Raw genomic sequence first — 22647 nt, forward strand, 5'->3', positions numbered from 1 at the left:
CGGTATCCATCGGCTGCTCTAGAGCGCGGTCGCTATCGTCGCGGCATGTATGTGATCGAGATGACCTCGGAACCGGCCGTCGCGGGGGACCGCGACACGGTGGGCGGCCGGCCCATCCTGGAGACGGAGCAGTCCTGGCCGGACTGCACCTGCGGCCGGCGGATGGCGCTGTTCTTCCAGATCGACGTCCCCGCCGACGTCCCGCATTTCGGCGGTGAGCACCTGCTGGTGTTCCAGTGCCCGATCCACAACGACGCCGCGTTCGGGCCCCGGCGACTGCCCGAACGGTATTGGGAGACGCCGTTGGGCGGCAACGAGACGGCGTTCTGGCGGATCCTGCGGCACCGCGGCGGTGTCGTCGCCGCGTCGCCGGACGACATCATCCAGCCGCTGCGGCTGGCGCTGCGCCCCAGCGGGCCGGACGACGAGTGGGACTTCCGCGTCGGCGGGCACCCGGCGTGGATCCAGGAGCCCGAGGACCACATCTGTGCCTGCGGTGCCGACCTGGAGTTCCTGGCCCAGATCCCGGAGAACCTGGGCTTCCCGAAACGTCCGGAGGCACCGGAGCAGATCGACACGTTCGACTTCGACGCCTACGGCCTGTGCCTCGGCAACATGGCGTATCTGTTCGCCTGCCCGCGCCGGTGCGACGCGGCGGCCGCCTGGCCGATCAATCAGCACTGAGGCGTCGTCCGCTCGATCGGTGACAGACCGGCGATGACCAGGGCCAGCCGCTCGGTCCCGCTCCACTCGTGGCGGGCCGCCTGCAACAGGTCCGGCAGGGCGGACAGCGGCGCGGTCATGTCGACGCTCTGCTCCGGGTCGAACGCCGGCTCGTGGTCCTCCAGCCGCTCGCGGAAGGCGTCGGCGGCCAGCGACAGCACCTGGTTCGGGATGTCACCGAAGACCAGCGCCCGGTCGGTGACGGCGTCGGCCAGCGGGACCCCCGCGATGATCTCGAGGGTGCCGATGTCGCCGGCGAGCACCGCCTCGGCGAGAGTGTGGGCGTGTTCGAGGCCGTCGAGCAGCCACTGGTCGGGCCACATCCCCTCCCACGTCTCCGCGGCCAGGCCCGCACCGGGCACATGGGTGGGGCGGGTGTCACCGGTCGGCGCGTCGAACAGGTCACCCAGCGTCCCCGGCTCCCGGTCGGTCCCGGACAGCGCCATGCCGCGCCGGACCCGTTCACGGTTCGTCTCGTACACCCGGTGACCGCGGTGGGAGATGTCATGGCCGTAGTCGACGACCTCGACGTCGGCGACCTGGGCGTCGAGCGCCTCGTACAGATAGGTCAGCAGGTTGGCCCGGGCGTAGTCGGCGGCGAACCGCAGCGCCGCGCCCGTCGTCGCCGGGGCGGCGAATCCACTGCGACGGGCCAGCACCGCGTCGATCCTCGCCCGCCTCGCGGCGGCGGCTTCCCGGTTACCGGCACGGTCCCTGCGTGACATCACCGAACAATACCGCCACCCATGCATCGGGTGCCGGGGCGGCGGAAGAGGGCTTCGGCGGGGTGCGCCGGGAGACGGTCTACGGCTGTCGGTACGGGCATCCGCGTGCTTGGATCGCCGGTATGGGTGTCGACGGGAATGCGCTGGTACTGGGCGGGGGCGGGGTCACCGGCGTCGCCTGGGAGATCGGGATGCTGCACGGCCTGGCCGAACACGGGGTCGACCTGACCGGTGCCGGCCTGTTCGTCGGGACGTCGGCCGGGTCCTCCGTGGCCGCTCAGGTGCTGTCCGGCGTACCGCTGAAGGATCTCTTCGACGCGCAGCTCGCCGACGCGTCCGGTGAGCCGGCGGCCCGCATCGGGCCCGGAGTCATCCTGGGCTTCCTGGTCGCCGGCCTCTGGCCGGGTGATCCGGCGCGCGGGCGCGCCTGGATCGGGCGGCGGGCACTGCGTACCCGTACCGTCCCGGAGGCGGAGCGGCGCGCGGTGATCGCCCGGCGGATCGGCGACGGCGGCTGGCCGGCGGTCCGGTTGCGGATCACGGCGGTCGAGGCCCAGACCGGGGCGGTACGCGTTTTCGACGCCGACAGTGGTGTTCCGCTCGTCGACGCCGTCGCCGCGAGTTGCGCCGTGCCGCAGGTGTGGGCGCCGGTGACGATCGACGGAGTCCGCTACATCGACGGGGGAGTGCGCTCGGTGGCGAACGTGGACCTCGCCGAAGGTTCCCGGCGGGTGGTGGTGCTGGCGCCGACGACCAGGTCGGCACGCCGGTCCGGCCGCCCCGACGTGCAGCTGGCGAGCCTGGGGGTGCCCGGCGCCGTGGTGTCCCCGGACGCCGCCGCAGTCCGGGCGATCGGCGCCAACGTGCTCGACCCGGCCCGCCGGCGCCCGGCCGCGGAGGCCGGCTACGCCCAGGCCGCCGCCGAGGCCGACCGGCTGCGGGCGGTCTGGGTTCAGTAGCGGAAGTGCGAGACCAGCGTGCGGAGGCCGGCCGACATGCCGGCCAGTTCCGCGGTCGCCTGCTGCGCCTCGGTGACGCCGTGGGTGGTGTGCTGGGCGGCCTCGGCGACGGTCGACACGTTGACGGCGATCGCGTCGGCGGCCTGCGCGGTGTCGGAGACACTGCGGTTCATCTCGGCGGTCGTGGCGGTCTGCTCCTCGACCGCCGCGGAGATCGTGGTCTGGTAGTCACTGACCCGCCGGATGACCGCGGCGATCTCGCCGATGGCCGCGACCGCGCTGGTGGTGCCGCTCTGGATGGCGTCGACCCGGCGGATGATGTCCTCGGTCGCCCGCGCCGTCTCCTGGGCGAGTTCCTTGACCTCGCCGGCCACGACGGCGAAGCCCTTGCCCGCCTCACCGGCGCGGGCCGACTCGATGGTCGCGTTCAGGGCCAGCAGGTTGGTCTGCTCGGCGATCGACGTGATCACCTTGACCACCTCGCTGATCTCCCGGGACGACTCGCCGAGGGACGCGACAGTGGTGTTGGCGGCCTCGGCGGCCTGCACCGCGGTGACCGCGACGGCGGCGGCCTCGCTGGTGGAGTGGGCGATCTCGCGGATCGACGCACCCATCTGCTCGCTGCCGGCGGAGACCGCCTGCACGTTGTTCGACACCTGGTTCGCGGCGTCGGCGACGGCCTGCGCCTGCACGGCGGACTCCTCGGCCGAGGCGGCGATCTCGGTGGAGGCGGCCGACATCTGTTCGGTCGCGGTCGCCAGCGCCGTCGCCGAGTCGTCGATCGTGCGCATCACGTTGCCGAGCGAGACGAGGCTGCGGCCCAGCGCACCGGCCATCTCGGCCACCTCGTCGCGGCCGGTGACCTCGACCGGTGTCGCCAGGTCGCCGTCGGCGAGCAGTTCCAGCCGCTGGCGGATCCGTTCCACCGGCCGGGTCACCGACAGGGTGACCATCGCGGCCAGGATCACCGCGAGCACGACCGCGCCGATGCCCACCGCCCAGGTCGTCCTGGTGCCACTGGTGTGGGCGTCGGCGGCGTCGAGTTTGGCCGCGGCGAAGGCGCTGTCGGCCGTGGCGGCCGCCTGATCGAGCAGGTCCCCGATCTCCTCGAACAGTTCGATCTCCCGGCCCAGCACGAGATCGTTGGCGGCCCTGTCACGTCCGGCGGTGTAGAGCCGGGCGATCTCGGCGTCGACGGTCATGAACTCGTCGACCAGCCCGCCGATCCGCTGGAGGGCGTCCTGGGCGGCGCCGGTCGGTGCCAGGCCGGCCGCCGCTTCGGTGCGGGTACGGAACGTGTCGACCGAGGCCAGGAACGCCTTACGTGACGATCCGGTGTCGGCGGCGGCGTCGGCGACATCGCGCAGAGCGTCGAAGGCGTACGCCGTCTGCCAGCCGTTGAAGTCGGCGGCGGAGAACTTCGCGTCCTTGACGGTCGCGACGAACTGCTGGGCGCGTTCCATCCGGTCGGTCGCCGTGTGCTGGCTCGACGACGTCGCCAGTGCCTCCGCCATCATGATCAGCATCAACCCGACGATGATGGCGAAGGCCACCGCCAGGCGTACGCCGAGGCGCATACGGGTCAGCATCGTCACACCGACATGATCGGCCGGACGGCCGGTCGGGTGAGACCGTTTCGCGTGAGTGGTGACGGCCGGGACCGCTGCGACCGGTGAGGCGATCGCCCCACCGGTCACGTGTGGATCAGCTCTCCAGCGGCGGTGAAACGATCAGCCGAGGCGCCAGAACTGGGCGGCCAGGCCGTTGCAGGGGTAGAGGGACAGGCGGGCGCCGTTGGCGGCGTCCCAGTTGTAGTTGTCCAGGCAGGTGTTGCCGGCGACGTTGCGCAGCGAGAACCAGCCGCTGCCCCGGTCCTGGACGATCCACTGCTGGCCGGTGGAGCCGTTGCAGCCGGTGAGGCCGACGTCGGCGTTCGACGCGGTGCCGGCGGCCAGGTTCGCCAGGCAGGTGCCGGTGTTGCGGTTACGGATCTCGTAGTGGGTGCCGTTGCGGTAGTTCCACTCGAACTGCTGGGCGGTGCCGCCGTTGCAGTCGTAGAGCCGCACCAGGGCGCCCGGGGTGGTGTCGCGGTTGTAGTTGTCGACGCACCGGTTGCTGTGCTGGCCGCGGATGCCGGGGTTGACGACGGTGCTGGGGATCGGCTGGCCGAAGAACGGGTCGCCGTTGTCCCGCCACAGCAGCTGCTGCACGCGGGTGTGCCGGTTCGGGTCGGTCAGCGCGTCCGGGGTGGGGTTGGCGTAGTCGCGGGCGTGGTACACCAGCATGTCGGTGACGCCGTCCTCGGCGAGGGTGAAGCTGCCGTGCCCGGGACCGTAGACCCCGTTGGCCGTCTGGAACACCGGGTTGGGGTGCTTGTACCAGGACGCCGGGTTGAGCAGGTCGGCGGTGTCCCAGGAGGAGAGCAGGCCCAGCTTGTAGCGGGAGTCGGTGGCCGACGCGGAGTAGGCGATGTAGACGCGGCCGTTCTTGACCAGCGGCGACGGGCCCTCGACGACGCCGGCGACGCCCTCCTTCTCCCAGGCGACGGTGGGCCGGGCGATCTCCACCGCGGTACCGGTGATGGCGGTCGGGCTGCTCATCCGGGCGATGTACATGTGGCTGTTGAAGTTCGTCGAGGGGCTGTCCTGCGCCCAGGCGAAGTAGCGCACGCCCTTGTTGACGAAGACCGCCGCGTCGAGCTGGAACGACTCCCAGCCGGTGTTGAACCGCTGCGGCGCGCTCCACGTGCCGGTCATCGGGTTCGCGCTGGTGTTGCGGATCCAGTAGAGCCGCTGGTCGAAGACGGCGGTGCCCGGCGACGCGGAGAAGTACATGTACCAGGCGCCGTCGATGTACTGGATGTCGGGCGCCCAGATCCAGCCGCTGAGTGCTCCGCTGGACGGCGCGACGAACGCGTTCGACGTCGCGGCGGTGCCCAGGCCCTGGAGGGTGGTGGCGCGGCGCAGCTCGACCCGCTTGTAATCGGGGACCGAGGCGGTCATGTAGTAGTAGCCGTCGGTGTGCTTGAAGATCGCGGTGTCGGCGCGCTGGTTGATGACCGGGTTGCGCACGGTGATGAACTGGGCCGACGCCGGGGTGGCGAGTCCGGCCAGCATCACGACCATCAGGCCGAGGACGGCCGTGACCTTGCGACGGATGCGAGCGGAGAGATCCATCGGGGACTTCCTTGCAGGTGGGGGGAGGGTAGCGGTGTGATCGTTAACATGCACGTCGATTCGACGTACGTCAAGAAACCTCGTCGAAATCTGCGTGTCATGACGATTCGAGCTTCTTGTTAAGGACGTCTATGTCTCGTAACATGCCGCTCACAATTTGTGAGCGCTAACGAAGGGCAGCCGTATGCGTCTGCGAGGCATGGTCACCGCGTTACTGACGACGGTCGCGCTCATCGTGACCGTCGGCGCCGCCGCGACCCCGGGCGCCGCCGCACCCGGCGCCACCTTCCAGAACCCCGTCGTCGGTACGCCCAACAGCGCCGACCCGTGGATGGGCTACTACAACGGCAACTACTACTACGCCGCCACCACCTGGTCCGGCAGGATCCTCATCCGTCGGTCGGCCACCCTCGCCGGACTGAAGACCGCGCCCGAGACGACCGTGTTCACCATGTCGCAGCCCAGCGCCGTGTCGAACATGTGGGCGCCCAGTCTGCACCTGCTCAACGGGCCCAACGGCCGGCGCTGGTATCTGTACTACTCGGCGGGCCCGTCCGCCTGCTGCGGCGGCCAGCGCCAGCATGTCCTGGAGAGCGCCGGCACCGATCCGATGGGCCCGTACACGTACAAGGGCGCCCTGGTCCTGATGCCGGACAACGGCTGGTCCATCGACGGCAGCGTGATGACCGTCGGCGGGATCGACTACTTCGTGTTCTCGGCGTTCAACAACAACAGCGGTTTCGAGAACGGCGGCCTGCAGAGCCTCTACATCTCCCGGCTGACCAACCCGTGGACACCGGCGGCGCTCGGGACCCTGATCTCCGAACCCACCTACGCCTGGGAACGGGTCGGCAACCCGGTCAACGAGGGGCCGTTCCCGTTGCAGCGCGGCAACCGCACCTTCCTGACCTACTCGGCCAGCTACTGCGGCACCCCCGACTACAAGATCGGGGCGCTGGAGCTGACCGGCGCCGACCCGCTGGCCCGTGGCTCGTGGACCAAGACGGCCACCCCGCTGTTCCAGCGCAGCGACACCAACGGGGTGTACGGGCCGGCCCACCACAGCTTCTTCACGTCGCCGGACGGCACCGAGGACTGGATCGTGTACCACGCCAACGACTCCGCCTCGCAGGGGTGCGGCACCACCCGTACCAGCCGTGCGCAGCGGATCTCCTGGAACGCCGACGGCACTCCCCACCTGGGCGTCCCGGTCTCCACCACGACGGTCCTGGCCGGACCGTCCGGTGAGCTGAGCAATCCGGGCGCGGTCGGGGTCCAGCGACTGCAGTCCTACAACTTCCAGGACCGATTCGTACGCCACACGAACTTCGCCACCCGCATCGACGCGAACGTGACCCCGGCGCTGGACTCCCGGTTCCGGGTCGTCGCCGGGCTGGCCGACAGCACCGCGGTGTCGTTCGAGTCGGTCAACTTCCCGGGCCACTACCTGAGGCACGACAACTACGTGCTGCGGCTGGATCCGAACAACGGGTCGGCGACGTTCCGGCAGGACGCCACCTTCCGCCAGGTCGCCGGCCTCGCCGACAGCGGCTGGTCGTCGTTCCAGTCGTACAACTTCCCGGACCGCTACCTCCGGCACAGCGGCTACCAGCTCCGCATCGACCCGGTCAGCACCGCCACCGACCGCGCCGACGCGACCTTCCGCCGCACCTCCTGACCCCGGTGATCACGGCCGGCGCCGCATACGCTCGATCCCATGACCCGACCGGCCGACCACCGCGAGGTGGAGCAGGCCCTGCTGCGGGACGGGTGGAGCAGGTGCGGCGCCGGTGACTGGGCCATCGCGGTCCACGCCCCGCACGTCGCCCGTCTCGCCGGCATCATCCGCGAGGTCCACGAGCGGGCCCGGCGCGAGCTGCCCTGGTGCGGGCCACTGGACCACAACCCGGCCAACGTCATGCGCGCCGCGGACGGCCGGCTCGTGGTGACCGACCTGTTCTACGCCGACGGCCCGAACCTGTACTCGACCGCCGCCACCGATCCGGACCGGGTCGCCGAGCTGATCCCCGAGGACGAACGCCGATTCCTGACCGGGATACCGCTGGCGGCCTCCGGCCCGTGGGACCCAGCGGACCGGGAGCGGGTCCGCGCCGGACTCGCCGCGGCCGATGCCCGCAGACGTGGCGAGGGCCGCCGCTAGCCGGTGAGCCTTCGGCCGGGTCGCCACGCCCGCTTTCGCCGGCCGGGATCATCGACACACCGCCGGGGCACCGACGGCAACGTCGATCAGCGCACACCGTCGCTCAACGTGCGCCTCCCGCCTCGTCATGGCACGTGTAGACGCACACGATCCGTCGATCGTGTGCGTTCACCGCGGTCATGGCAGTGGCAGCAGCCCACGCAAGCGGTGCGTGCGCCCCTGTCGTCGCTCGCAGAGCACCGGGCCCCAGGCGATGCGGCCGACAGTTGCCGCTCGCAGACGATGTCCCCGGGGCGGTACCCGCGGACATCGGCGCCGGACCGGTCCCCCTGCGGACAGAAGCTCTCTAGGCCACGGCGATGAGGGCGTGCCGGAGGCGGTGGGTGATGGCGTCGGCGGGCATCGGCCGGGCGAGGTGGAAGCCCTGCGCCAGATCGCAGCCGATCTCACGGAGCGCCGCCAGGGTCGGGGCGTCCTCGATGCCTTCGGCGACGACCGTGAGGCCGAGGTTGTGGCCGAGTTCGACGGTCGAGGCGACCAGCGCCCGGTTGCCGCGGTCGGTGCTCATGTCCTGGACGAACGAGCGGTCGATCTTGAGCTCGTCGAGCGGCAGCAGCCGTAGGTAGGTCATCGAGGAGTAGCCGGTGCCGTAGTCGTCCACGGAGACTTTCACGCCCAGCCGGCGTAGCCGGTGCAGGGCCTCGATGGCGGTGTTCGGGTCGCTCATGATGCTGTACTCGGTGACCTCGATACCCAGTTGGTCGCCGGGCACGCCGGTCTGGCGCAGCAGGGCGGCGACCCGGGCCGGGAAGCCGGGGTCCAGCAGCGACCGGGTGGAGATGTTGACGGCCACCGGGATCCGGTGCCCCAGGTCGAGCCAGACCCGCGCCTGCGTCAGTGCCTGCGTGAGCACCTGGTGGGTGAACCGGTGGATCAGCGTGGTGGCCTCCAGCACCGGGATGAAGTCGCCGGGGGAGATGGGCCCCTTGACCGGGTGCCGCCAGCGGGCGAGGGCCTCGACACCGGCCAGCGTCCCACTACTGATGTCGATCTTGGGCTGGTAGTGCAGGGTGATCTCGTCGCCGGTGTCCAGAGCGCGGCGCAGGTCGCCGAGCAGGGTGAGCCGGGCGTTGCTGTCCTCGGTGCGCCCGGCGGCGAACCGCCGGAAACCGAGGCGCTGCTGCTTGGCGGCGGTCATCGCGGTGTCGGCGTGCCGCAGCACGGTCGGCACGTCCTCGCCGGGACCCGCCGTGGCGGCGCCGACGCTGACCTCCAGGTCGACGGTGATGTCGTCGATGACGAACGGCTCCTCGAAGGCGTCGGTCAGCCGGGTGGCGATGGTCTCCCCGATGTCCGGTTCGGCGTCGCGCAGCAGGATCGCGAACTCGTCACCGCCGAGCCGGGCGACGAAGTCCTGACCGCGTACCGAGTCCTTCAGGCGCCGGCCGACGTGAATGAGCAGCAGGTCACCGATGCGGTGGCCGAGCTGGTCGTTGACGTCGCGGAAGCCGTCCAGGTTGACCACCAGCACGGTGGCCCGCCCGGGCCGCGGCCGGTGCGGCCGCCGCCGGTGACTGGCGTCCTCGGCCAGCGCGCGGCCGGTCCGGGCGGCGAACGCGGTGCGGTTGGGCAGGCCGGTCAACGGGTCGGTGGCGGCCATCGTCTCCACCTGGCGCCGGTGTGCGCGCGACGACCGGATGAGCCCGACCAGCACGATCAGGCTGACCGCGAACGCCAGCCCGTTGCCCCACAGCTGCCGCTGCGACTCGTCCTGGCCGTCGGACTGCTTCTCGGTGTGGTCGGTCAGGTGGTGCCGCTGTTCGGCGAGCACCGTCGCCATGATCCGGGTGGTGACCGGCTCGATCGCGTCCTCCAGACGCGATTCCGCACCGGCGAGGTCGCGCTCGTCGAGCAGATCCAGGTATGCGGTGATGTGCGGCTTCAGGTCGCGGTGCGCCTGAACGATCCCCGCGGTGAGTTCGCGGTCCTCGGTGTCGACACTCGCCATGTGTTCCATGGCCACCTGGGCCTGCCGGTGCACGCCCGGCAACTGGTGGCGTTCCTCGCCGTCGGGTTCGCGCATGGTGGCCTGGATCAGCGCCAGTTCCCAGCTGACCAGGTAGGCGGTCTGCTGGTAGGCGTCGGTGTTGGCGCTGTCCTCCGCCAGTTCCGAGACGATCACCGCCTGCCGCCAGCTACCGAACACCGCGTAGCCGGACATACCTGCCAATACCACGGCAAGTAGGCCCACCAGCCATCGCGAAGCCCCACGCGCCGCAGCCATCATCACCTTCCGGAGTCCACCGTTGCCTACTCATCGGCGGGCTCCGCAACCGCATGACACCTCGCAGGTTGCACCCCGGGTGCGGCTCGGCGCGCCCGTCGGCGAGGCGATCGGGACCCTGGTGACGAAGGGGCCTACGAGGCGCTGAGCCCGAACCGGCGGACGACGTCGGCCAGCCACGGCCGGTCGACGAACTCCAGCCCGTGCTCGGCGGCCAGGGCGGCGCCGCGCTCCGCGTCGGTGTCGCCGGCCTCCACCATGTCGACGACCGCTCGGAAGAACAACTCGAACCCGGCCGGGCTGATCACCTCGATCATCCGGGCCGGCCCGCTGCCGGCGTTCCACATCGCGTGCGCCTCGCCGCGTGGCTTGGTGATGTAGCCGCCCGGACCGAGGACGGCCTCCCGGTCCTCGGAGCGGAACCCGATCAGGCCGCTGATCACGATCGAGTGCTCGTCCTCCCGGGTGTGGACGTGCGGCGGCACCAGGGCGCCCGGCCGGAACTCGTGCTCGACGATCGCGAATGCGCCGCCGGTGTCCTCGCCCCAGACCTTGAAGTCCACGGTGATGTCGCCGAGGTCACCCGAACGGCCCTCACCGGGACCGACGACGCGCAGTCGGCTCACGACCGACCACCTCCTGATCTTCACTGAACGGCCCGGGCGGCCGGGTCAGTCTGGAATTCGCCGGACATCCGGTCAACCGCAATACCGGACGTCGACAGGCGACGATGGAAGCATGCTGATCTCCGTCGTCGTGCCCGTCTACAACGAGGAACACTTCCTGCGGCCGTGCCTCGACGCGATTCTCCGCCAGCACGAGCCGTTCCATCAGGTGATCGTCGTCGACAACGGGTCCGGCGACGGCACGCTGCGGATCCTCGACGAGTACCGGGGCCGGGTGACCGTCCTGCACGAACCGCGCCGGGGTGTCCAGCACGCCCGCAACCGGGGCCTCGACACCGCGACCGGTGACGTGATCGGGCGCATCGACGCCGACACCCGGCTCGCCCCCGGCTGGTCCCGGGCGGTCCGCCGGACCTTCCAGGACCCGGCCGTGCAGGCCGCGACCGGCCCGGTCACCTACTACGACACGGCGCTGGCCCGCCTGATCGACGGCGGTGACGCCCTCTTCCGCCGGGCCTGGGGCCGCGGCCCGCTCGACTGGCTGCTCGGCGCCAACATGGCGATCAGATCAACGGCATGGCATCGGGTACGTCCGCAGCTGTGCGCCGACGAGAACGTCCACGAGGACATCGACCTCGGCATCCACCTGCACGGCTCCGGGGCGGCGCCGGTGTTCGCGGCCGGGATGCGCGCCGGCACCTCGGCCCGCCGCATCGCCAACCGGTTCGCCGACTACAGCGCGTACACCCTGATGACCGAGCGGACCTACCGGCGGCACCCCGGCCTGCCGAAGCCGCACGCCTACGCCCGTGCCTGGCTCACCACCCGGGTTCAGCTTCTGCTGTTTCCCGCGCTGCGCCTGGCGTACGCGCTGGGCCAGCCCCACCCGTGGGCGACGCTGCACGGCGACGGCGGCCGGAAGAACCCGATGCGGCCCGGACGCTGAACACGCCGATCCAGCCGAGCCCGGCGAACAGGGCGATCCGTTCCAGCAGCCCGCTCGGGGTGCCCGGCACGACGCCGGCGGCGTCCAGCAGCACCAGCACGGTCGCCGCGGCGAACAGCACCGTCACGGCTCCCGCGACCAGCCGTGCCGGCCGGCGCGGGCCGAGCCTGGCGACCGCCGCGATCCCGGCGACGGCCAGGGTGACCGAGATCATCTGATGGATCAGCCCGCGGACCGTCTGCTCCACCGGAACGCCCGGCGGAAAACCCAGCCCGGCATCGGTACGCACCACCGCCAGCGCCACCAGGCAGAGCCCACACCACAGCACCATCCCGGCGGCCCACCGGTCGGCCCGCCGATACAGCCCGACCGCAGCCAGGACCAGCCAGAGTCCGCAGGTCGCGAGGTTGACCGTGCCGATCCAGCCGTGCTCGCCGAGGGACAGCTGACTGATCCAGTTGCGCATCGGGTCGTAGCCCGGCCGGAGCAGACCGTCCACTGTGCTGACCACGAGCATCTGCACGGCGGCGAGCGCGCCGAAGGCCGGCAGCACCCGCGTCAGCCCCTCCATGCACCGGACACTACGACGACGCCTCAGGTGGGCTGGCGACGCGTACGGCGTACCGGAAGGATGTCGGCATGTTCTGGGTCTTCTCGGTGTCGTTCTGGGCCTTCATCGTGCTCACCTGCCCGCTCTTCTTCGCCGGCGCGCTGCTGGTGTGGCTGGTGACGCTGCCGTTCGACCGGCGCCGGGTCGCGCTGCACCTGTACTCGTCGGCGTGGGCGTCGTTCTACGTCTACATCTGCCCGCTGTGGCGGCTGCGGGTGCTGCATCGCGACCGGCTGCCCTGGCGCGGCCCGGCGGTGCTGGTCGCCAACCATGCCTCGCTGATCGACATCCTGGTGCTGTTCGCGCTGTTCCGGCCGTTCAAGTTCGTCTCCAAGCAGGAGATCTTCCGGGTGCCGGTGCTCGGCTGGAACATGCGCCTCAACGGGTACGTGCCGCTGGTCCGCGGCAGTGGCGCGTCGGTGCGCCGGATGATGGAACTCTGCGACGCGCACCTGGCGGCCGGCTCCCCGTTGATGATCTTCCCGGAGGGCCGGCGCACCTCCGACGGGTCCCTCCAGGCGTTCAAGAACGGCGCGTTCGACCTGGCGGTGCGCCACGGCGTGCCGGTCTACCCGATCGTCGTGCACGGCACCCGGCGGGCCCTCCCGCGGGAGGGGTTCGTGCTGCGCGAGCACATCAGGGCCCGCGTCGAGGTCCTGCCACCCCTGCTGCCCGCCGACTTCGCCGACGTCGGCGCCCTGCGGGAGGCTACCCGCGAGGCGATCGCCGCCGGGCTCGCCGCACCGTGAGGATCGCCCACTTCTGCGACAGCCACCCCGGCCGCCCGGACGGCGTCACCCGGTCCACCGAGATGACGGTCCGGCTGCTGCGCGAGGCCGGCCACGAGGTCGACCTCTACCGTCCCGGGCCGCTGCTGCGCCCCGGCGTCCGGTCGGTGCCGGTGCCGTGGCGCGAGCTCCGGGTCGGGCTGCCGTTCACACCCCGGCCCGCCGACATCGTCCACGCCCAGACCACCGGCCCGATCGGGATGACCGGGTTCCGCGCCGCCGCCGACTGGCGGGTGCCCCTGGTCGTCACCTGGCACACCGACCTGCTGGCGTACGCCGACGTGTTCCCCGAGATCCCGCTCGGCGCCGCCTGGTGCGCCCTGCGCCTGCGGCTGGGCTGGTCTCCGCGGGAGTTCCTGGAACTGACGCGGCCCGGCCGTGTCCGCCGCCGGCGGCTGGAAGCCCTCGGCACGGCCATGTTCGCGCGGATGTCGGTGGCTATCGCCCCGTCGGACAAGACGGCCGCCGGGTTCGCCGCCTTCGGGCCGGCCGCCGAGATCCGCGTGCTGCCGACGCCGGTCGCCCCGGTCGCGCCCCGCCCGGCCCGCGACTGCGGTGCCGTCGTGCTCTCGGTCGGCCGGGGCACCGCCGAGAAGAACCCAGAACTGCTGCTACAGGCGTTCGCCAGGGTGCACGCCGTTCGCCCGGAGGCCCGGCTGGTACTGGTCGGTGTCCGGCAGCGGCGCCGGCACCTGCACCGCCGGATCGCCGCCCTGGGCCTCGACGGCAGCGTCCGGATCCATCCGCCGGTGCCGCACCCCGAGGTCGCCGGGTTCTACCGGTCCGCCGACGTGCTCGCGTTCACCTCCACCACCGACACCCAGAGCCTGGTCCTGGCCGAGGCGGAAGCGGCCGGGCTGCCGGTGGTGGCCGCCGACCACGGCCTCGCGATCCGGCCCGGCGACACCCGGGCCGGGCGCTTCACCTGCGACCCGGCACCGGACGCGCTCGCCGCGGCCCTGCTGCGGATGCTCGACGACGACACGTTGCGGGCCACCACGATCCGCGACGGCATGGCGGCCGCGGCGGCGTACACCCCGGAGGTCTTCCTCCACCGCCTGCTGGCGATCTACGACCTCGCCTCGTCGATCCGGACCGGGTGAGGGCGCCGGCCCGGTCTAGGACAACGAGCCCACGGTGCGCCGCTGGGTGAGCCACCGCATCACGTCGAGGGCGTGGGAGACCGGGTCGGGGATCGGGTGGAAGACGTGCTCCACCACGTCGTCGGTGACGATCAGGGTCAGGCGCTCGTAGACGGTCAGGCCACCACCGGCGTGGGCGGGCAGCCCGGCGGCGGCGGCCAGGGTCAGCTTCGGGTCCGGGATCAGCGGGTACGGCAGCCGCAGCCGGTACGCCAGTTCGCGCTGGTAGCCGGTCGACTGGGCGGACAGGCCGTACACCCGGGCGGCGCCCGCGGCCAGGATCTCCGCATGATGGTCACGCAGCCAGTTGTCCCGCCCGGTACCCCGCGCGCCGTGGATCTCCAGCAGACCGCGGGGCAGGTCGACGCCGGGCCGCCCGGTCAGCGGGTAGACGAAGATGACGCTGCGTCCCGGGCCCAGCGCGTGCAGGCGGATCGGCCGCCCGTCGGTGCCGTAGAACTCCAGTTCCGGCAGCGGGCCACCGACGAGATCAGCCGGCCGGCCACCGGTGGCGGGTGCACCGGTGACGAGCCGGCGGGCGGCCGTGTCGATGCGGGCGTCCAGGGCCTCCCGCTGGGCGGTGAGTTCACCGATGCGGGCCTGAAGACTGCTGACCGTGCTGCGGAACGTCGCCACCGCTGCCGCGCACACGTCGTCGTCGTCGGCCAGCGACTCCACGAACGGGCGGGTCTCCTCGACGCTCAGCCCCAGCGCCGTCAGCTCACGGATCCGGGCGACCTGCCGCTCGGCGATCGGGTCGTAGTCGCGGTAACCGTTGCCGAGCCGCCGCGGCACGACCAGCCCGGTCTCCTCGTAGTACCGCAACGCCCGGATCGTCGTCCCGGTCCGTCGAGCCAGTTCCCCCACGCGCATGCGCCGACCCTAAACCCGTACCCCGGGGTACAGGTCAACGCGATTCTCCTCGCGATGACAACCCGGCGGCCCGGAGGCCAGTCTGGTCCGGCAGTGACCACGTGAGCAGGGAGTGTGTGATGACGACCATCAGCCGGGTGATCGGGCGGCAGATCCTCGACAGCCGAGGCGAGCCGAGCGTCGAGGTCGACGTGGTGCTCGCCGACGGCTCGTCCGGCCGGGCCGCCGTGCCGTCCGGGGCGTCGACCGGCGCCAACGAGGCGGTCGAGTTACGCGACGGCGACCCGCACCGGTTCCACGGCCGGGGCGTCAGCCGCGCCGTCGCCGCGGTCAACCGCGAGATCGCCGAGGCGGTGACCGGCCTGCACGCCGAGGACCAGGCGCTGATCGACACCACGATGATCGACCTGGACGGCACGAAGGACAAGGGCCGCCTCGGCGCCAACGCGATCCTCGGCGTGTCGCTGGCGACGGCCAAGGCGGCCGCCCAGGCGCACCGGCAACCGCTCTACCGCTACCTCGGCGGCGCCGGTGCCCGGCTGCTGCCGATGCCGATGATGAACATCGTCAACGGCGGCGCGCACGCCGACAACCCGCTCGACTTCCAGGAGTTCATGATCGCCCCGGTCGGGGCGCCGACCTTCTTCGAGGCGGTACGGATGGGCGCCGAGGTGTTCCACACCCTGCGCCGGCAACTGGCCGCGGCCGGGCACAGCACCAACGTCGGCGACGAGGGCGGGTTCGCGCCGGCCTTCACCGACGCCGACGAGGCCCTGCGGTTCGTGGTGCGCGCCATCGAGGACACCGGTTACCGGCCCGGTACCGACGTCACCGTCTGCCTGGACCCGGCCAGTTCCGAGTTCTTCCACGACGGCGCCTACGTCTACGCCGGTGAGAAACTCACCCGGACCGTCGACGAGCACATCGCCTACCTGCTGGACCTGGCCGGCCGCTACCCGGTCACCTCGATCGAGGACCCGATGGCCGAGGACGACTTCGCCGGCTGGAAGAAGCTCACCGCACAGGCCGGCGACCGGCTCCAGCTCGTCGGCGACGACGTGTTCTGCACCGACGCGGACCGCCTGGCGAGCGGCATCGAGGGCGGCTACGCCAACGCCGTCCTGGTGAAGGTCAACCAGATCGGCACCCTCACCGAGACCCTGCGTACGGTCGACACCGCCCACCGCGCCGGCTACCGGGTGGTGATGTCGCACCGCTCCGGCGAGACCGAGGACACCACCATCGCCGACCTGGCCGTCGCCACCGGCTGCGGGCAGATCAAGACCGGTTCGCTGTCGCGCAGCGACCGCACCGCCAAGTACAACCAGCTGATCCGCATCGAGGAGGAACTGGGCCGGTCGGCCCGCTACGCCGGCGTCCGGTAGGGGCGACGGGCCGCCGGCGGTGCGCACGGTTCGTAGGATCGGTGGCAGGGAGGCGACGGTGGAGGCATCCGAAGGCGCCATGAAGGCTCGTCAGGTCTGGGACCGGGCCGCACCGGACTACGACCGGCAGATCGCGTTCCTGGAGAGGTTCTGGTTCAGCGGCGGGCGCGAGTGGCTCGGCACCCGTGCGGAGGGCCGTGTGCTCGACGTCGGCGTCGGCACCGGCCGGAACCTGCCGTACCTTGCGGCGGCGCCGGTGGTCTCCGGTGTCGACGTCAGCCCGGCCATGCTGGCGATCGCCCGGCAGCGGGCCGCCGATCTGGGCCGCCCCGCCGACCTGCGCGAAGCCGACGCGGCCCGGTTGCCGTTCGCCGACGGTTCGTTCGACACCGTGGTCAGCGCACTGTCGTTGTGCGCGATCGCCGACCCGCGCGCGGCGATCGCCGAGATGTGGCGGGTGCTGGCGCCGGGCGGCAGGCTGCTGCTGTTCGATCACGTCGCCAGCACCTGGCCGCCGGTCTACGCGGTGCAGTGGCTGATCGAGCGCTTCTCCATCCCGGGCGCCGGCGAACACTTCACCCGCCGCCAGCTGCCCCTGGTCCGGGCGGCCGGCTTCGAGGTCGTCACGACCGTGCGCCGCAAGGCCGGCACCATCGAACTGGTGCATGCGATCCGGCCGCCACAGGGCATGCTGGGGGCATGACCAGGATATTCATCACCGGCTCGGCGGACGGGCTCGGACGGGCCGCCGCCGAGACGCTGCTCGGCGAGGGACACGACGTCGTCGTCCACGCCCGCGACGAGAACCGGCTGGCCGCGGCCAAGGACCTGGTCGGCCGCGGGGCGTCCGCGGTCGCCGGCGACCTGTCCGATCCGGCGGAGACCCGGGAGGTGGCCGCGCAGGTCAACCGGATCGGTGACGTGGACGTGGTGATCCACAACGCGGGCGTCTACACCGGGTCGGCGATCATGCCGGTCAACGTCGTCGCGCCGTACCTGCTGACCGCCCTCATCGAGGGCCCGCGCCGCCTGGTGTATCTGAGCAGCGGCATGCACCGCAGCGGCCGCCCCGACGCGAGCCGGCTGAGGTCGGGCACCTATGCCGACAGCAAACTGTTCGTCACCACCCTCGCCGTCGCGGTCTCCCGGATCCGGCCCGGGGTGGCCGGCAACGCCGTCGACCCCGGCTGGGTGCCCACCCGGATGGGCGGGCCGGGTGCCCCCGACGATCTCCGTCTGGGGCACCTCACCCAGGAGTGGCTGGCCACCAGTGACGACCCGGAGGCGCTGACCGGCGGCGGGTACTGGCACCACCGGCAGCGCCGGGACCCGCACCCGGCCACCCGCGAGCGTCACTTCCAGGACACCCTGCTGGCCGCCCTGGCCGACCTCACCGGCACCCCGCTGTCCTGATCCGCGCCTACCGCAGATATCCCTTCTCGGCGAGGACGTGGGCGTGCCGGTCGTAGTCGGCCGGATCGGCCGGCGTCAGGGTGCCGAGCCCGTCGACATAGCGGTTGAACATGCTGAACGCCGCCGCGATGAGCACGGTGTCGTGGATGATCCGGTCGTCGGCGCCGGCCGCGCGGGCCAGGTCGACGTCGCCGGCGGTCACCGAGCGGCCGTCGGTGCGGACCCGGTCGGCGATGGCCAGCAACGCGTCCATCAGCGGATCGGGGTCGGGTGTGCCGAGCCGGCGGGCCACGGCGCCGTGGGTCTCGGCGCAGAAGGTGCATTCGTTACGGCGTGACACGTACGCCGCTATGGTCTCGCGTTGTGCGGGGGAGAGCGGTGACGGGCCCCGCAGCAGGGTCTCGGCGAGGTGGTTGAGCGGTTCGGCGGTCTGCGGGTAGCCGGCCAGCAGACCGGCGATCCCGGGCAGCGGCGGCAGATCGATGTGCGGCACACCACACGTCATCACGTGCCGCAGCCGGCGTCCTCCTACGAACGGCCGTCTCCCGCCGCCGTTTGTCCGGAATGGATCTCGGCGGGTGGATCTCGTACAATCGGCCGCCTCGTGACACGGAAGACGGGGAGACCTCGGTGAACGCCGACAGATCGGACCTCGCGTCCCGCATCGACATGACCAAGCCGCATCCCGCGCGCCGCTACGACTACTGGCTCGGTGGCAAGGACAACTTCCAGGCCGACCGGGACGCGGCCGAGGCGATCGCCGCGGTGTTCCCGCACATCCGGACCGCGGCCCGGGAGAACCGGGCCTTCATGCAGCGTGCGGTGCGGTTCCTGGCCGCCGAGGCGGGCATCCGGCAGTTCCTGGACATCGGCACCGGGCTGCCGACCGCCGACAACGTGCACGACGTCGCGCAGCGGATCGCCCCCGAATCGCGGATCGTCTACGTCGACAACGATCCGCTGGTGCTCGTGCACGCCCGTGCGCTGCTGGCGAGTTCTCCGGAGGGCGCCACCGCCTACATCGACGCCGACGCCCGGACCCCGGAGAAGGTCCTCGCCGATCCGGCGCTGCGCGAGACCCTCGACTTCACGAAGCCGATCGCGTTGCTGATGGTGGCGCTCCTGCACTTCATCGAGGAGCACGAGGACCCGTATGCCGTGGTCCGGCAGCTGGTCGCCGCGCTGCCGCCCGGCAGCTACCTGGTGCTGTCCCATGCGACGTTCGACCCGCTCGACGCCGAGACGATCGCCGCCATGGACGCGGTGAACAAGAACATCAAGCCGGTGTTCAGCCCCCGTCCGCTGGCCGACGTCACCCGTTTCTTCGAGGGGCTCGACCTGCTGGAGCCGGGGATCGTCTCGGTCTCCGACTGGCGCCCGCAGGCCGGCCCCCGCCCCACCCCGGCCGAGGCCACCGGCTACGGGGCGGTCGCCCGGATCGGCTGACTCACCGCCGCGGACCGGCCGCCGGCTGTTCCGCCCGGAACAGGTCGACGATGTCGTCGAGCATGATCACGACCAGGGCGGCGACCGCCGCGGCCCCGGCCGTGATCGCCGCGGCGCCCGGGTCGGTGCCGATGCCCGGTGCCCGGATCGCGGCGGTCAGGCCGGCCGCCGCGATCACCGCGAGCACACCGTTGCGGTAGAGGTGATGCCGGCCGAACGGCGCCGCCGACACCCCGAAACACCGGCAGGACGCGGCGGTGCCGGCGGCGAGCACCCGTGCGATCCCGGCCGAGAAGACGGCCAGCAGCAGCACGGCGACCACGAACCCGGCCGCCGTCGCGCCCGGCACCAGCAGCAGCACCGGAATCGCCAGCTCGGCGGCGACCACCGCGGCCGCGACCGGTCCGGCCAGCGACTCCGGCAGCAGGCGCATGTCGGTGACCGAGGACCGGAACGCGGCGAAGGCGCCGCGGCTGCGCAGCTTCGTGAACACCGAGACCGCGAACACCAGGCCGATCAGCACCCGCGCGCCGACCAACGTATGACTCACCTTCGAACCTCCCCGTAGACCCCCGTGGGACCCACCGTACCCGGCACCGGAAGGCCAGGTTCATCGATGAACGGGGCGGCGCGGACCGGTCCACTGTGGGTAGTCTCGGCCCGCCGAGATCATCTCGGGACCGTGAACGAAGGAGTAACACATGCGACAGAAGCTGGGCGCGATCGCCGACCGCATGCTGGCCACGTTCCTTCCGCAGGAGCGTGCCGGTGCCTGCCCGTGCCGGCCAGGCGAGGGCTACTACCAGTACCGGTGTGTCAGCCACCTGCAGCAGCGCCGCTGGTGTGTCGACAAGTGCAACTGCTCCGCGACCTGCGGCTCCTGGTCGAACACCTTCACCACCTGCTGATACGCCGCTCCTGCCGTGGGCGGTGCGGGGTCCGCCAGGGCCGCGTACCGCCCCGGGCCCGGAAAGGAACCACATGTTCTACCTGACCGCCGCCGTCACCGTGGCCCTCGCCGCCACCGCGCTGAACCTTCTGCTCACCTTCGGGGTGATCCGCAAACTGCGGGTGCACGACGCCAAGCTGGCCGGGCGCGGCGCCGTCGTCCAGGACGCGACCCTTGCGGCCGGCACCGCGGTCCCGCCGGTGACCGCGACGACCCTCGAGGGCGGCACCGTGTCGAGCGTGCGCTCCGGCGCCTCCCAGCTCGTCGGCTTCTTCTCGGTCGGCTGCGGCGCCTGCGACGAGCGGATCCCCGAGTTCATCGCCTACCAGCAGCGCACCGGCGTGGCCGCGTTCGCCGTGGTGGTCACCGACGCCGACGACAGCGGGCCGTACGTGGCGCGCCTGTCCACCCACGTCGACGTCGTCGTCGAGCGGGAGCGGGGGCCGCTGGCCACCGCGTTCGGGGTGACCAGCTTCCCGGCGCTGTGCCTGGTCGACAGCGCCGGCGTGGTCGTCGCCGGTGGCAACGCCTTCCCGGAACTTCCCGAGTTCGTTCCGGCGTGACCGGCCCGACTGCGGTTCCGGCCCGCCGGATCCCCGGGCACCTGTGGGCGGCGGTCCGTATCGGCGCGCACGCCGCACCCGGTGTCCTGGCCGGATATGTCGTGGTCACGGTCGCGGCCGGGGTCGGCCCGGTGGTGGCGGCCACGCTGCTGCGTACCGTGATCGACGGGTTGGCCGGCGGCCGGGAAGCCGCCGCGCTGCTCGCGCCCGCCCTGCTGCTCGCCTGCCTGGGGTTGATGCTGGGTGTGGTCCCGGCCGTCCGCGGCTACCTGTACGGCCGGATGCTGCGCGCCGTCGGCGTGCGCGCCATGGACCGGCTCTACCAGGCGATGAGCCGGATCATCGGGATCGGCGTGATGGAGAACCCGGAGTTCCGGGACCGGCTGCGGATGGCGCAGCAGTCCGGCCGGTCCGGGCCCGGCCAGCTGGTCGACGACGCCCTGGGTTCCGTCGAGTCGGCGATCATGATGTCCGGGTTCGTGGGTGTGCTGTTCGCGCTGAACCCGTGGCTGGCCCTGCTCGCCCTGGCGGCGGCCGGCCCGGCACTGGCCGCCCAACTGTGGCTGAACCGCCGCAACGCCCGGATGCTGTGGCGGGTCAGCGGCCGCGCCCGGCGCGAGGCGCACTACGCCGAGCTGCTGACCAGTCTGTCCGCGGCCAAGGAACTGCGGATGCTCGGGCTGGGCGGGCTGTTCCGTACCCGGATGCTGCGCGAGATGACCGGCGCCAACGCCGAGCAGGCCCGGCAGGACGGCCGCGAACTGTGGGTCCGCGCGCTGCTCGCCGCCCTGACTGCGGTGATCGCCGGCGCCGGGCTGATCTGGGCGGTCCGCCAGGCCGCCGCGGGCCGGCTGTCCATCGGCGACATCTCTCTGCTGGTCGCGGCCGTCGCGGGCGTGCAGTCGGCGGGCAGCGGGCTGGTCGACCGGTTCGCCTCGGCCCATGAGAACGCCCTGCTGTTTGATCACTATCGGACACTCGTGGACGCCGAGCCGGATCTTCCGGTCCCGGCGAACCCGTTGCCGGCCGGGCCGCTCCAGCGGGGCATCGAGTTGCGTGACGTCTGGTTCCGGTACGGCCCCGACAAGCCGTGGGTGCTGCGGGGCGTCGATCTGACCATCCCGCACGGGCGCACGACCGCGCTCGTCGGCCTCAACGGCGCCGGCAAGAGCACCCTGGTCAAGCTGCTGTGCCGGTTCTACGACCCGACCCGGGGCAGCGTCACCTGGGACGGGCAGGACCTGCGCGACCTGGATCCGGTCGAGGTCCGCGACCGGATCGGCGTGGTCTTCCAGGACTTCATGGCCTACGAGTTCACCGCCGCGGAGAACATCGGCGTCGGCGACCTGTCGGCCATGCAGGACCGGGAACGGCTGACGGCGGCCGCCGAGCGCGCCGGCATCCACCAGGCACTCGCGGCCCTGCCCAGCGGTTACGACACGATGCTGACCAACGCCTGGTACGACGACGCCGACCGGGAGGACGAGCAGACCGGCGTCCTGCTGTCCGGCGGCCAGTGGCAGCGGGTGGCGCTGGCCCGCGCCTTCCTGCGCGACCGGCGTGACCTGCTCATCCTCGACGAGCCGACGGCCGGGCTCGACCCGGAGGCCGAATACGAGCTGCACCGGGGACTGCGCCGGCACCGGCAGGACCGGACCAGCGTGCTGATCTCGCACCGGCTCGGCACCATCCGCGACGCCGACGAGATCGTCGTGCTTGCCGACGGCGTCGTCCGGGAACGCGGCAGCCACGACGACCTGATGGCGGCCGACGCCGGGTACGCCCGCCTGTTCCGGATGCAGGCCGACGGTTACGCCGCCACCGGCGAGCGCGGATGACCGGTCCGCTCCCGGTCGCCGGGGGAGTGCGCCGTCCGCC

22 protein-coding genes and 1 pseudogene are annotated in these 22647 nt (G+C 71.9%); 14 read left to right on the forward strand and 9 right to left on the reverse strand.

Annotated elements, in window-relative coordinates:
* Positions 1-45: 45 nt before the first annotated feature.
* Positions 46-684, forward strand: a complete 639-nt coding sequence (locus tag BC793_RS16700; protein WP_203896199.1) for a hypothetical protein — start codon at positions 46-48, stop codon at positions 682-684.
* On the opposite strand, the gene BC793_RS16705 is transcribed toward BC793_RS16700, so the two are convergent.
* A complete protein-coding gene (locus BC793_RS16705) occupies positions 675-1448 on the reverse strand; it encodes a hypothetical protein (protein WP_109593423.1) in 774 nt (257 codons plus the stop codon). The two genes, BC793_RS16700 and BC793_RS16705, sit on opposite strands and share 10 nt — an antisense overlap.
* Between BC793_RS16705 and BC793_RS16710 the strand changes: the two genes are divergently transcribed.
* On the forward strand, positions 1442-2407 hold the full coding sequence (locus BC793_RS16710) for a patatin-like phospholipase family protein (RefSeq protein ID WP_307784571.1): 966 nt from the start codon (positions 1442-1444) through the stop codon (positions 2405-2407). The two genes, BC793_RS16705 and BC793_RS16710, sit on opposite strands and share 7 nt — an antisense overlap.
* Here BC793_RS16710 and BC793_RS16715 read toward each other — a convergent pair.
* Positions 2401-3996 (reverse strand): methyl-accepting chemotaxis protein, encoded by a 1596-nt coding sequence (locus BC793_RS16715; protein ID WP_239170057.1) that lies wholly within the window; start codon positions 3994-3996, stop codon positions 2401-2403. The two genes, BC793_RS16710 and BC793_RS16715, sit on opposite strands and share 7 nt — an antisense overlap.
* Before the next feature lie 141 nt (positions 3997-4137).
* On the reverse strand, positions 4138-5583 hold the full coding sequence (locus BC793_RS16720; protein ID WP_109593426.1) for a family 43 glycosylhydrolase: 1446 nt from the start codon (positions 5581-5583) through the stop codon (positions 4138-4140).
* A gap of 184 nt (positions 5584-5767) precedes the next feature.
* On the opposite strand from BC793_RS16720, the gene BC793_RS51305 reads away from it, so the two are divergent.
* A complete protein-coding gene (locus BC793_RS51305) occupies positions 5768-7261 on the forward strand; it encodes a family 43 glycosylhydrolase (RefSeq protein ID WP_158319279.1) in 1494 nt (497 codons plus the stop codon).
* A gap of 39 nt (positions 7262-7300) precedes the next feature.
* Entirely contained in the window at positions 7301-7744 is a 444-nt protein-coding gene (locus tag BC793_RS16730; protein WP_109593427.1) for a hypothetical protein, read from the forward strand.
* A 346-nt stretch (positions 7745-8090) separates the two neighbouring features.
* Here the strand turns inward: BC793_RS16730 and BC793_RS16735 are convergent, their stop codons facing one another.
* Together BC793_RS16735 and BC793_RS16740 are read right to left on the reverse strand one after the other, a co-directional pair.
* Positions 8091-9965, reverse strand: coding sequence for a putative bifunctional diguanylate cyclase/phosphodiesterase (locus tag BC793_RS16735; protein ID WP_158319280.1), 1875 nt, complete (start codon positions 9963-9965; stop codon positions 8091-8093).
* Between the two features lie 197 nt (positions 9966-10162).
* Positions 10163-10654, reverse strand: coding sequence for a cupin domain-containing protein (locus BC793_RS16740; RefSeq protein WP_109593516.1), 492 nt, complete (start codon positions 10652-10654; stop codon positions 10163-10165).
* Positions 10655-10766: 112 nt separating this feature from the next.
* On the opposite strand from BC793_RS16740, the gene BC793_RS51310 reads away from it, so the two are divergent.
* Positions 10767-11600, forward strand: coding sequence for a glycosyltransferase family 2 protein (locus tag BC793_RS51310; RefSeq protein WP_158319281.1), 834 nt, complete (start codon positions 10767-10769; stop codon positions 11598-11600).
* Positions 11601-11652: 52 nt separating this feature from the next.
* Here BC793_RS51310 and BC793_RS51315 read toward each other — a convergent pair.
* Positions 11653-12171: pseudogene (locus tag BC793_RS51315) on the reverse strand (DUF998 domain-containing protein); the annotation flags it as partial.
* A gap of 68 nt (positions 12172-12239) precedes the next feature.
* Here BC793_RS51315 and BC793_RS16755 point away from each other — a divergent pair.
* Both BC793_RS16755 and BC793_RS16760 read left to right on the forward strand, forming a co-directional pair.
* Entirely contained in the window at positions 12240-12959 is a 720-nt protein-coding gene (locus BC793_RS16755) for a lysophospholipid acyltransferase family protein (protein ID WP_109593431.1), read from the forward strand.
* Positions 12956-14101: a glycosyltransferase gene (locus tag BC793_RS16760; RefSeq protein ID WP_109593432.1), complete on the forward strand. Its 1146-nt coding sequence runs from the start codon at positions 12956-12958 to the stop codon at positions 14099-14101. The genes BC793_RS16755 and BC793_RS16760 overlap by 4 nt, the downstream gene beginning before the upstream one ends.
* 15 nt (positions 14102-14116) lie before the next feature.
* On the opposite strand, the gene BC793_RS16765 is transcribed toward BC793_RS16760, so the two are convergent.
* Entirely contained in the window at positions 14117-15013 is an 897-nt protein-coding gene (locus BC793_RS16765; RefSeq protein ID WP_109593433.1) for a MerR family transcriptional regulator, read from the reverse strand.
* A gap of 119 nt (positions 15014-15132) precedes the next feature.
* On the opposite strand from BC793_RS16765, the gene eno reads away from it, so the two are divergent.
* From eno to BC793_RS16780, 3 genes are read left to right on the forward strand one after another with little or no spacing between them, the layout of a single operon-like run.
* Positions 15133-16398 carry a phosphopyruvate hydratase gene (eno, locus tag BC793_RS16770; protein WP_109593434.1) on the forward strand — a complete coding sequence of 422 codons (1266 nt, stop codon included), beginning with the start codon at positions 15133-15135 and terminating at the stop codon, positions 16396-16398.
* Between the two features lie 58 nt (positions 16399-16456).
* On the forward strand, positions 16457-17101 hold the full coding sequence (locus BC793_RS16775) for a class I SAM-dependent methyltransferase (RefSeq protein WP_239170014.1): 645 nt from the start codon (positions 16457-16459) through the stop codon (positions 17099-17101).
* Complete coding sequence (locus BC793_RS16780; protein WP_109593436.1) at positions 17098-17811, forward strand: SDR family NAD(P)-dependent oxidoreductase; 714 nt, start codon at positions 17098-17100, stop codon at positions 17809-17811. The genes BC793_RS16775 and BC793_RS16780 overlap by 4 nt, the downstream gene beginning before the upstream one ends.
* 7 nt (positions 17812-17818) lie before the next feature.
* Here BC793_RS16780 and BC793_RS16785 read toward each other — a convergent pair whose 3' ends face one another.
* Positions 17819-18304 (reverse strand): carboxymuconolactone decarboxylase family protein, encoded by a 486-nt coding sequence (locus tag BC793_RS16785; protein WP_109593517.1) that lies wholly within the window; start codon positions 18302-18304, stop codon positions 17819-17821.
* Between the two features lie 137 nt (positions 18305-18441).
* On the opposite strand from BC793_RS16785, the gene BC793_RS16790 reads away from it, so the two are divergent.
* Positions 18442-19257, forward strand: a complete 816-nt coding sequence (locus BC793_RS16790) for an SAM-dependent methyltransferase (protein ID WP_275416180.1) — start codon at positions 18442-18444, stop codon at positions 19255-19257.
* 1 nt (position 19258) lies between these two features.
* On the opposite strand, the gene BC793_RS16795 is transcribed toward BC793_RS16790, so the two are convergent.
* Positions 19259-19807 (reverse strand): MauE/DoxX family redox-associated membrane protein, encoded by a 549-nt coding sequence (locus BC793_RS16795; protein ID WP_109593438.1) that lies wholly within the window; start codon positions 19805-19807, stop codon positions 19259-19261.
* Between the two features lie 151 nt (positions 19808-19958).
* Between BC793_RS16795 and BC793_RS16800 the strand changes: the two genes are divergently transcribed.
* The 3 genes from BC793_RS16800 to BC793_RS16810 all read left to right on the forward strand — a co-directional run bounded on the left by BC793_RS16800 (position 19959) and on the right by BC793_RS16810 (position 22607).
* Positions 19959-20165: a hypothetical protein gene (locus BC793_RS16800; protein WP_109593439.1), complete on the forward strand. Its 207-nt coding sequence runs from the start codon at positions 19959-19961 to the stop codon at positions 20163-20165.
* Between the two features lie 73 nt (positions 20166-20238).
* Positions 20239-20769: a TlpA family protein disulfide reductase gene (locus BC793_RS16805; protein ID WP_109593440.1), complete on the forward strand. Its 531-nt coding sequence runs from the start codon at positions 20239-20241 to the stop codon at positions 20767-20769.
* Positions 20766-22607: an ABC transporter ATP-binding protein gene (locus BC793_RS16810; protein ID WP_109593441.1), complete on the forward strand. Its 1842-nt coding sequence runs from the start codon at positions 20766-20768 to the stop codon at positions 22605-22607. The genes BC793_RS16805 and BC793_RS16810 overlap by 4 nt, the downstream gene beginning before the upstream one ends.
* Positions 22608-22647 lie beyond the last annotated feature (40 nt).

The sequence above is a fragment of the Actinoplanes xinjiangensis genome, assembly GCF_003148685.1.
Classification (GTDB): Bacteria; Actinomycetota; Actinomycetes; order Mycobacteriales; family Micromonosporaceae; genus Actinoplanes; species Actinoplanes xinjiangensis.

What these genes read in the sequence shown, in the direction of transcription:
- BC793_RS16700 (WP_203896199.1), top strand. Translation starts at nt 46, where the DNA reads ATGTATGTGATCGAGATGACCTCGGAACCGGCCGTCGCGGGGGACCGC.
- BC793_RS16705 (WP_109593423.1), bottom strand. Translation starts at nt 1,448, where the DNA reads ATGTCACGCAGGGACCGTGCCGGTAACCGGGAAGCCGCCGCCGCGAGG.
- BC793_RS16715 (WP_239170057.1), bottom strand. Translation starts at nt 3,996, where the DNA reads ATGCTGACCCGTATGCGCCTCGGCGTACGCCTGGCGGTGGCCTTCGCC.
- BC793_RS16720 (WP_109593426.1), bottom strand. Translation starts at nt 5,583, where the DNA reads ATGGATCTCTCCGCTCGCATCCGTCGCAAGGTCACGGCCGTCCTCGGC.
- BC793_RS51305 (WP_158319279.1), top strand. Translation starts at nt 5,768, where the DNA reads ATGCGTCTGCGAGGCATGGTCACCGCGTTACTGACGACGGTCGCGCTC.
- BC793_RS16730 (WP_109593427.1), top strand. Translation starts at nt 7,301, where the DNA reads ATGACCCGACCGGCCGACCACCGCGAGGTGGAGCAGGCCCTGCTGCGG.
- BC793_RS16735 (WP_158319280.1), bottom strand. Translation starts at nt 9,965, where the DNA reads ATGTCCGGCTACGCGGTGTTCGGTAGCTGGCGGCAGGCGGTGATCGTC.
- BC793_RS51310 (WP_158319281.1), top strand. Translation starts at nt 10,767, where the DNA reads ATGCTGATCTCCGTCGTCGTGCCCGTCTACAACGAGGAACACTTCCTG.
- BC793_RS16755 (WP_109593431.1), top strand. Translation starts at nt 12,240, where the DNA reads ATGTTCTGGGTCTTCTCGGTGTCGTTCTGGGCCTTCATCGTGCTCACC.
- BC793_RS16765 (WP_109593433.1), bottom strand. Translation starts at nt 15,013, where the DNA reads ATGCGCGTGGGGGAACTGGCTCGACGGACCGGGACGACGATCCGGGCG.
- eno (WP_109593434.1), top strand. Translation starts at nt 15,133, where the DNA reads ATGACGACCATCAGCCGGGTGATCGGGCGGCAGATCCTCGACAGCCGA.
- BC793_RS16780 (WP_109593436.1), top strand. Translation starts at nt 17,098, where the DNA reads ATGACCAGGATATTCATCACCGGCTCGGCGGACGGGCTCGGACGGGCC.
- BC793_RS16800 (WP_109593439.1), top strand. Translation starts at nt 19,959, where the DNA reads ATGCGACAGAAGCTGGGCGCGATCGCCGACCGCATGCTGGCCACGTTC.
- BC793_RS16805 (WP_109593440.1), top strand. Translation starts at nt 20,239, where the DNA reads ATGTTCTACCTGACCGCCGCCGTCACCGTGGCCCTCGCCGCCACCGCG.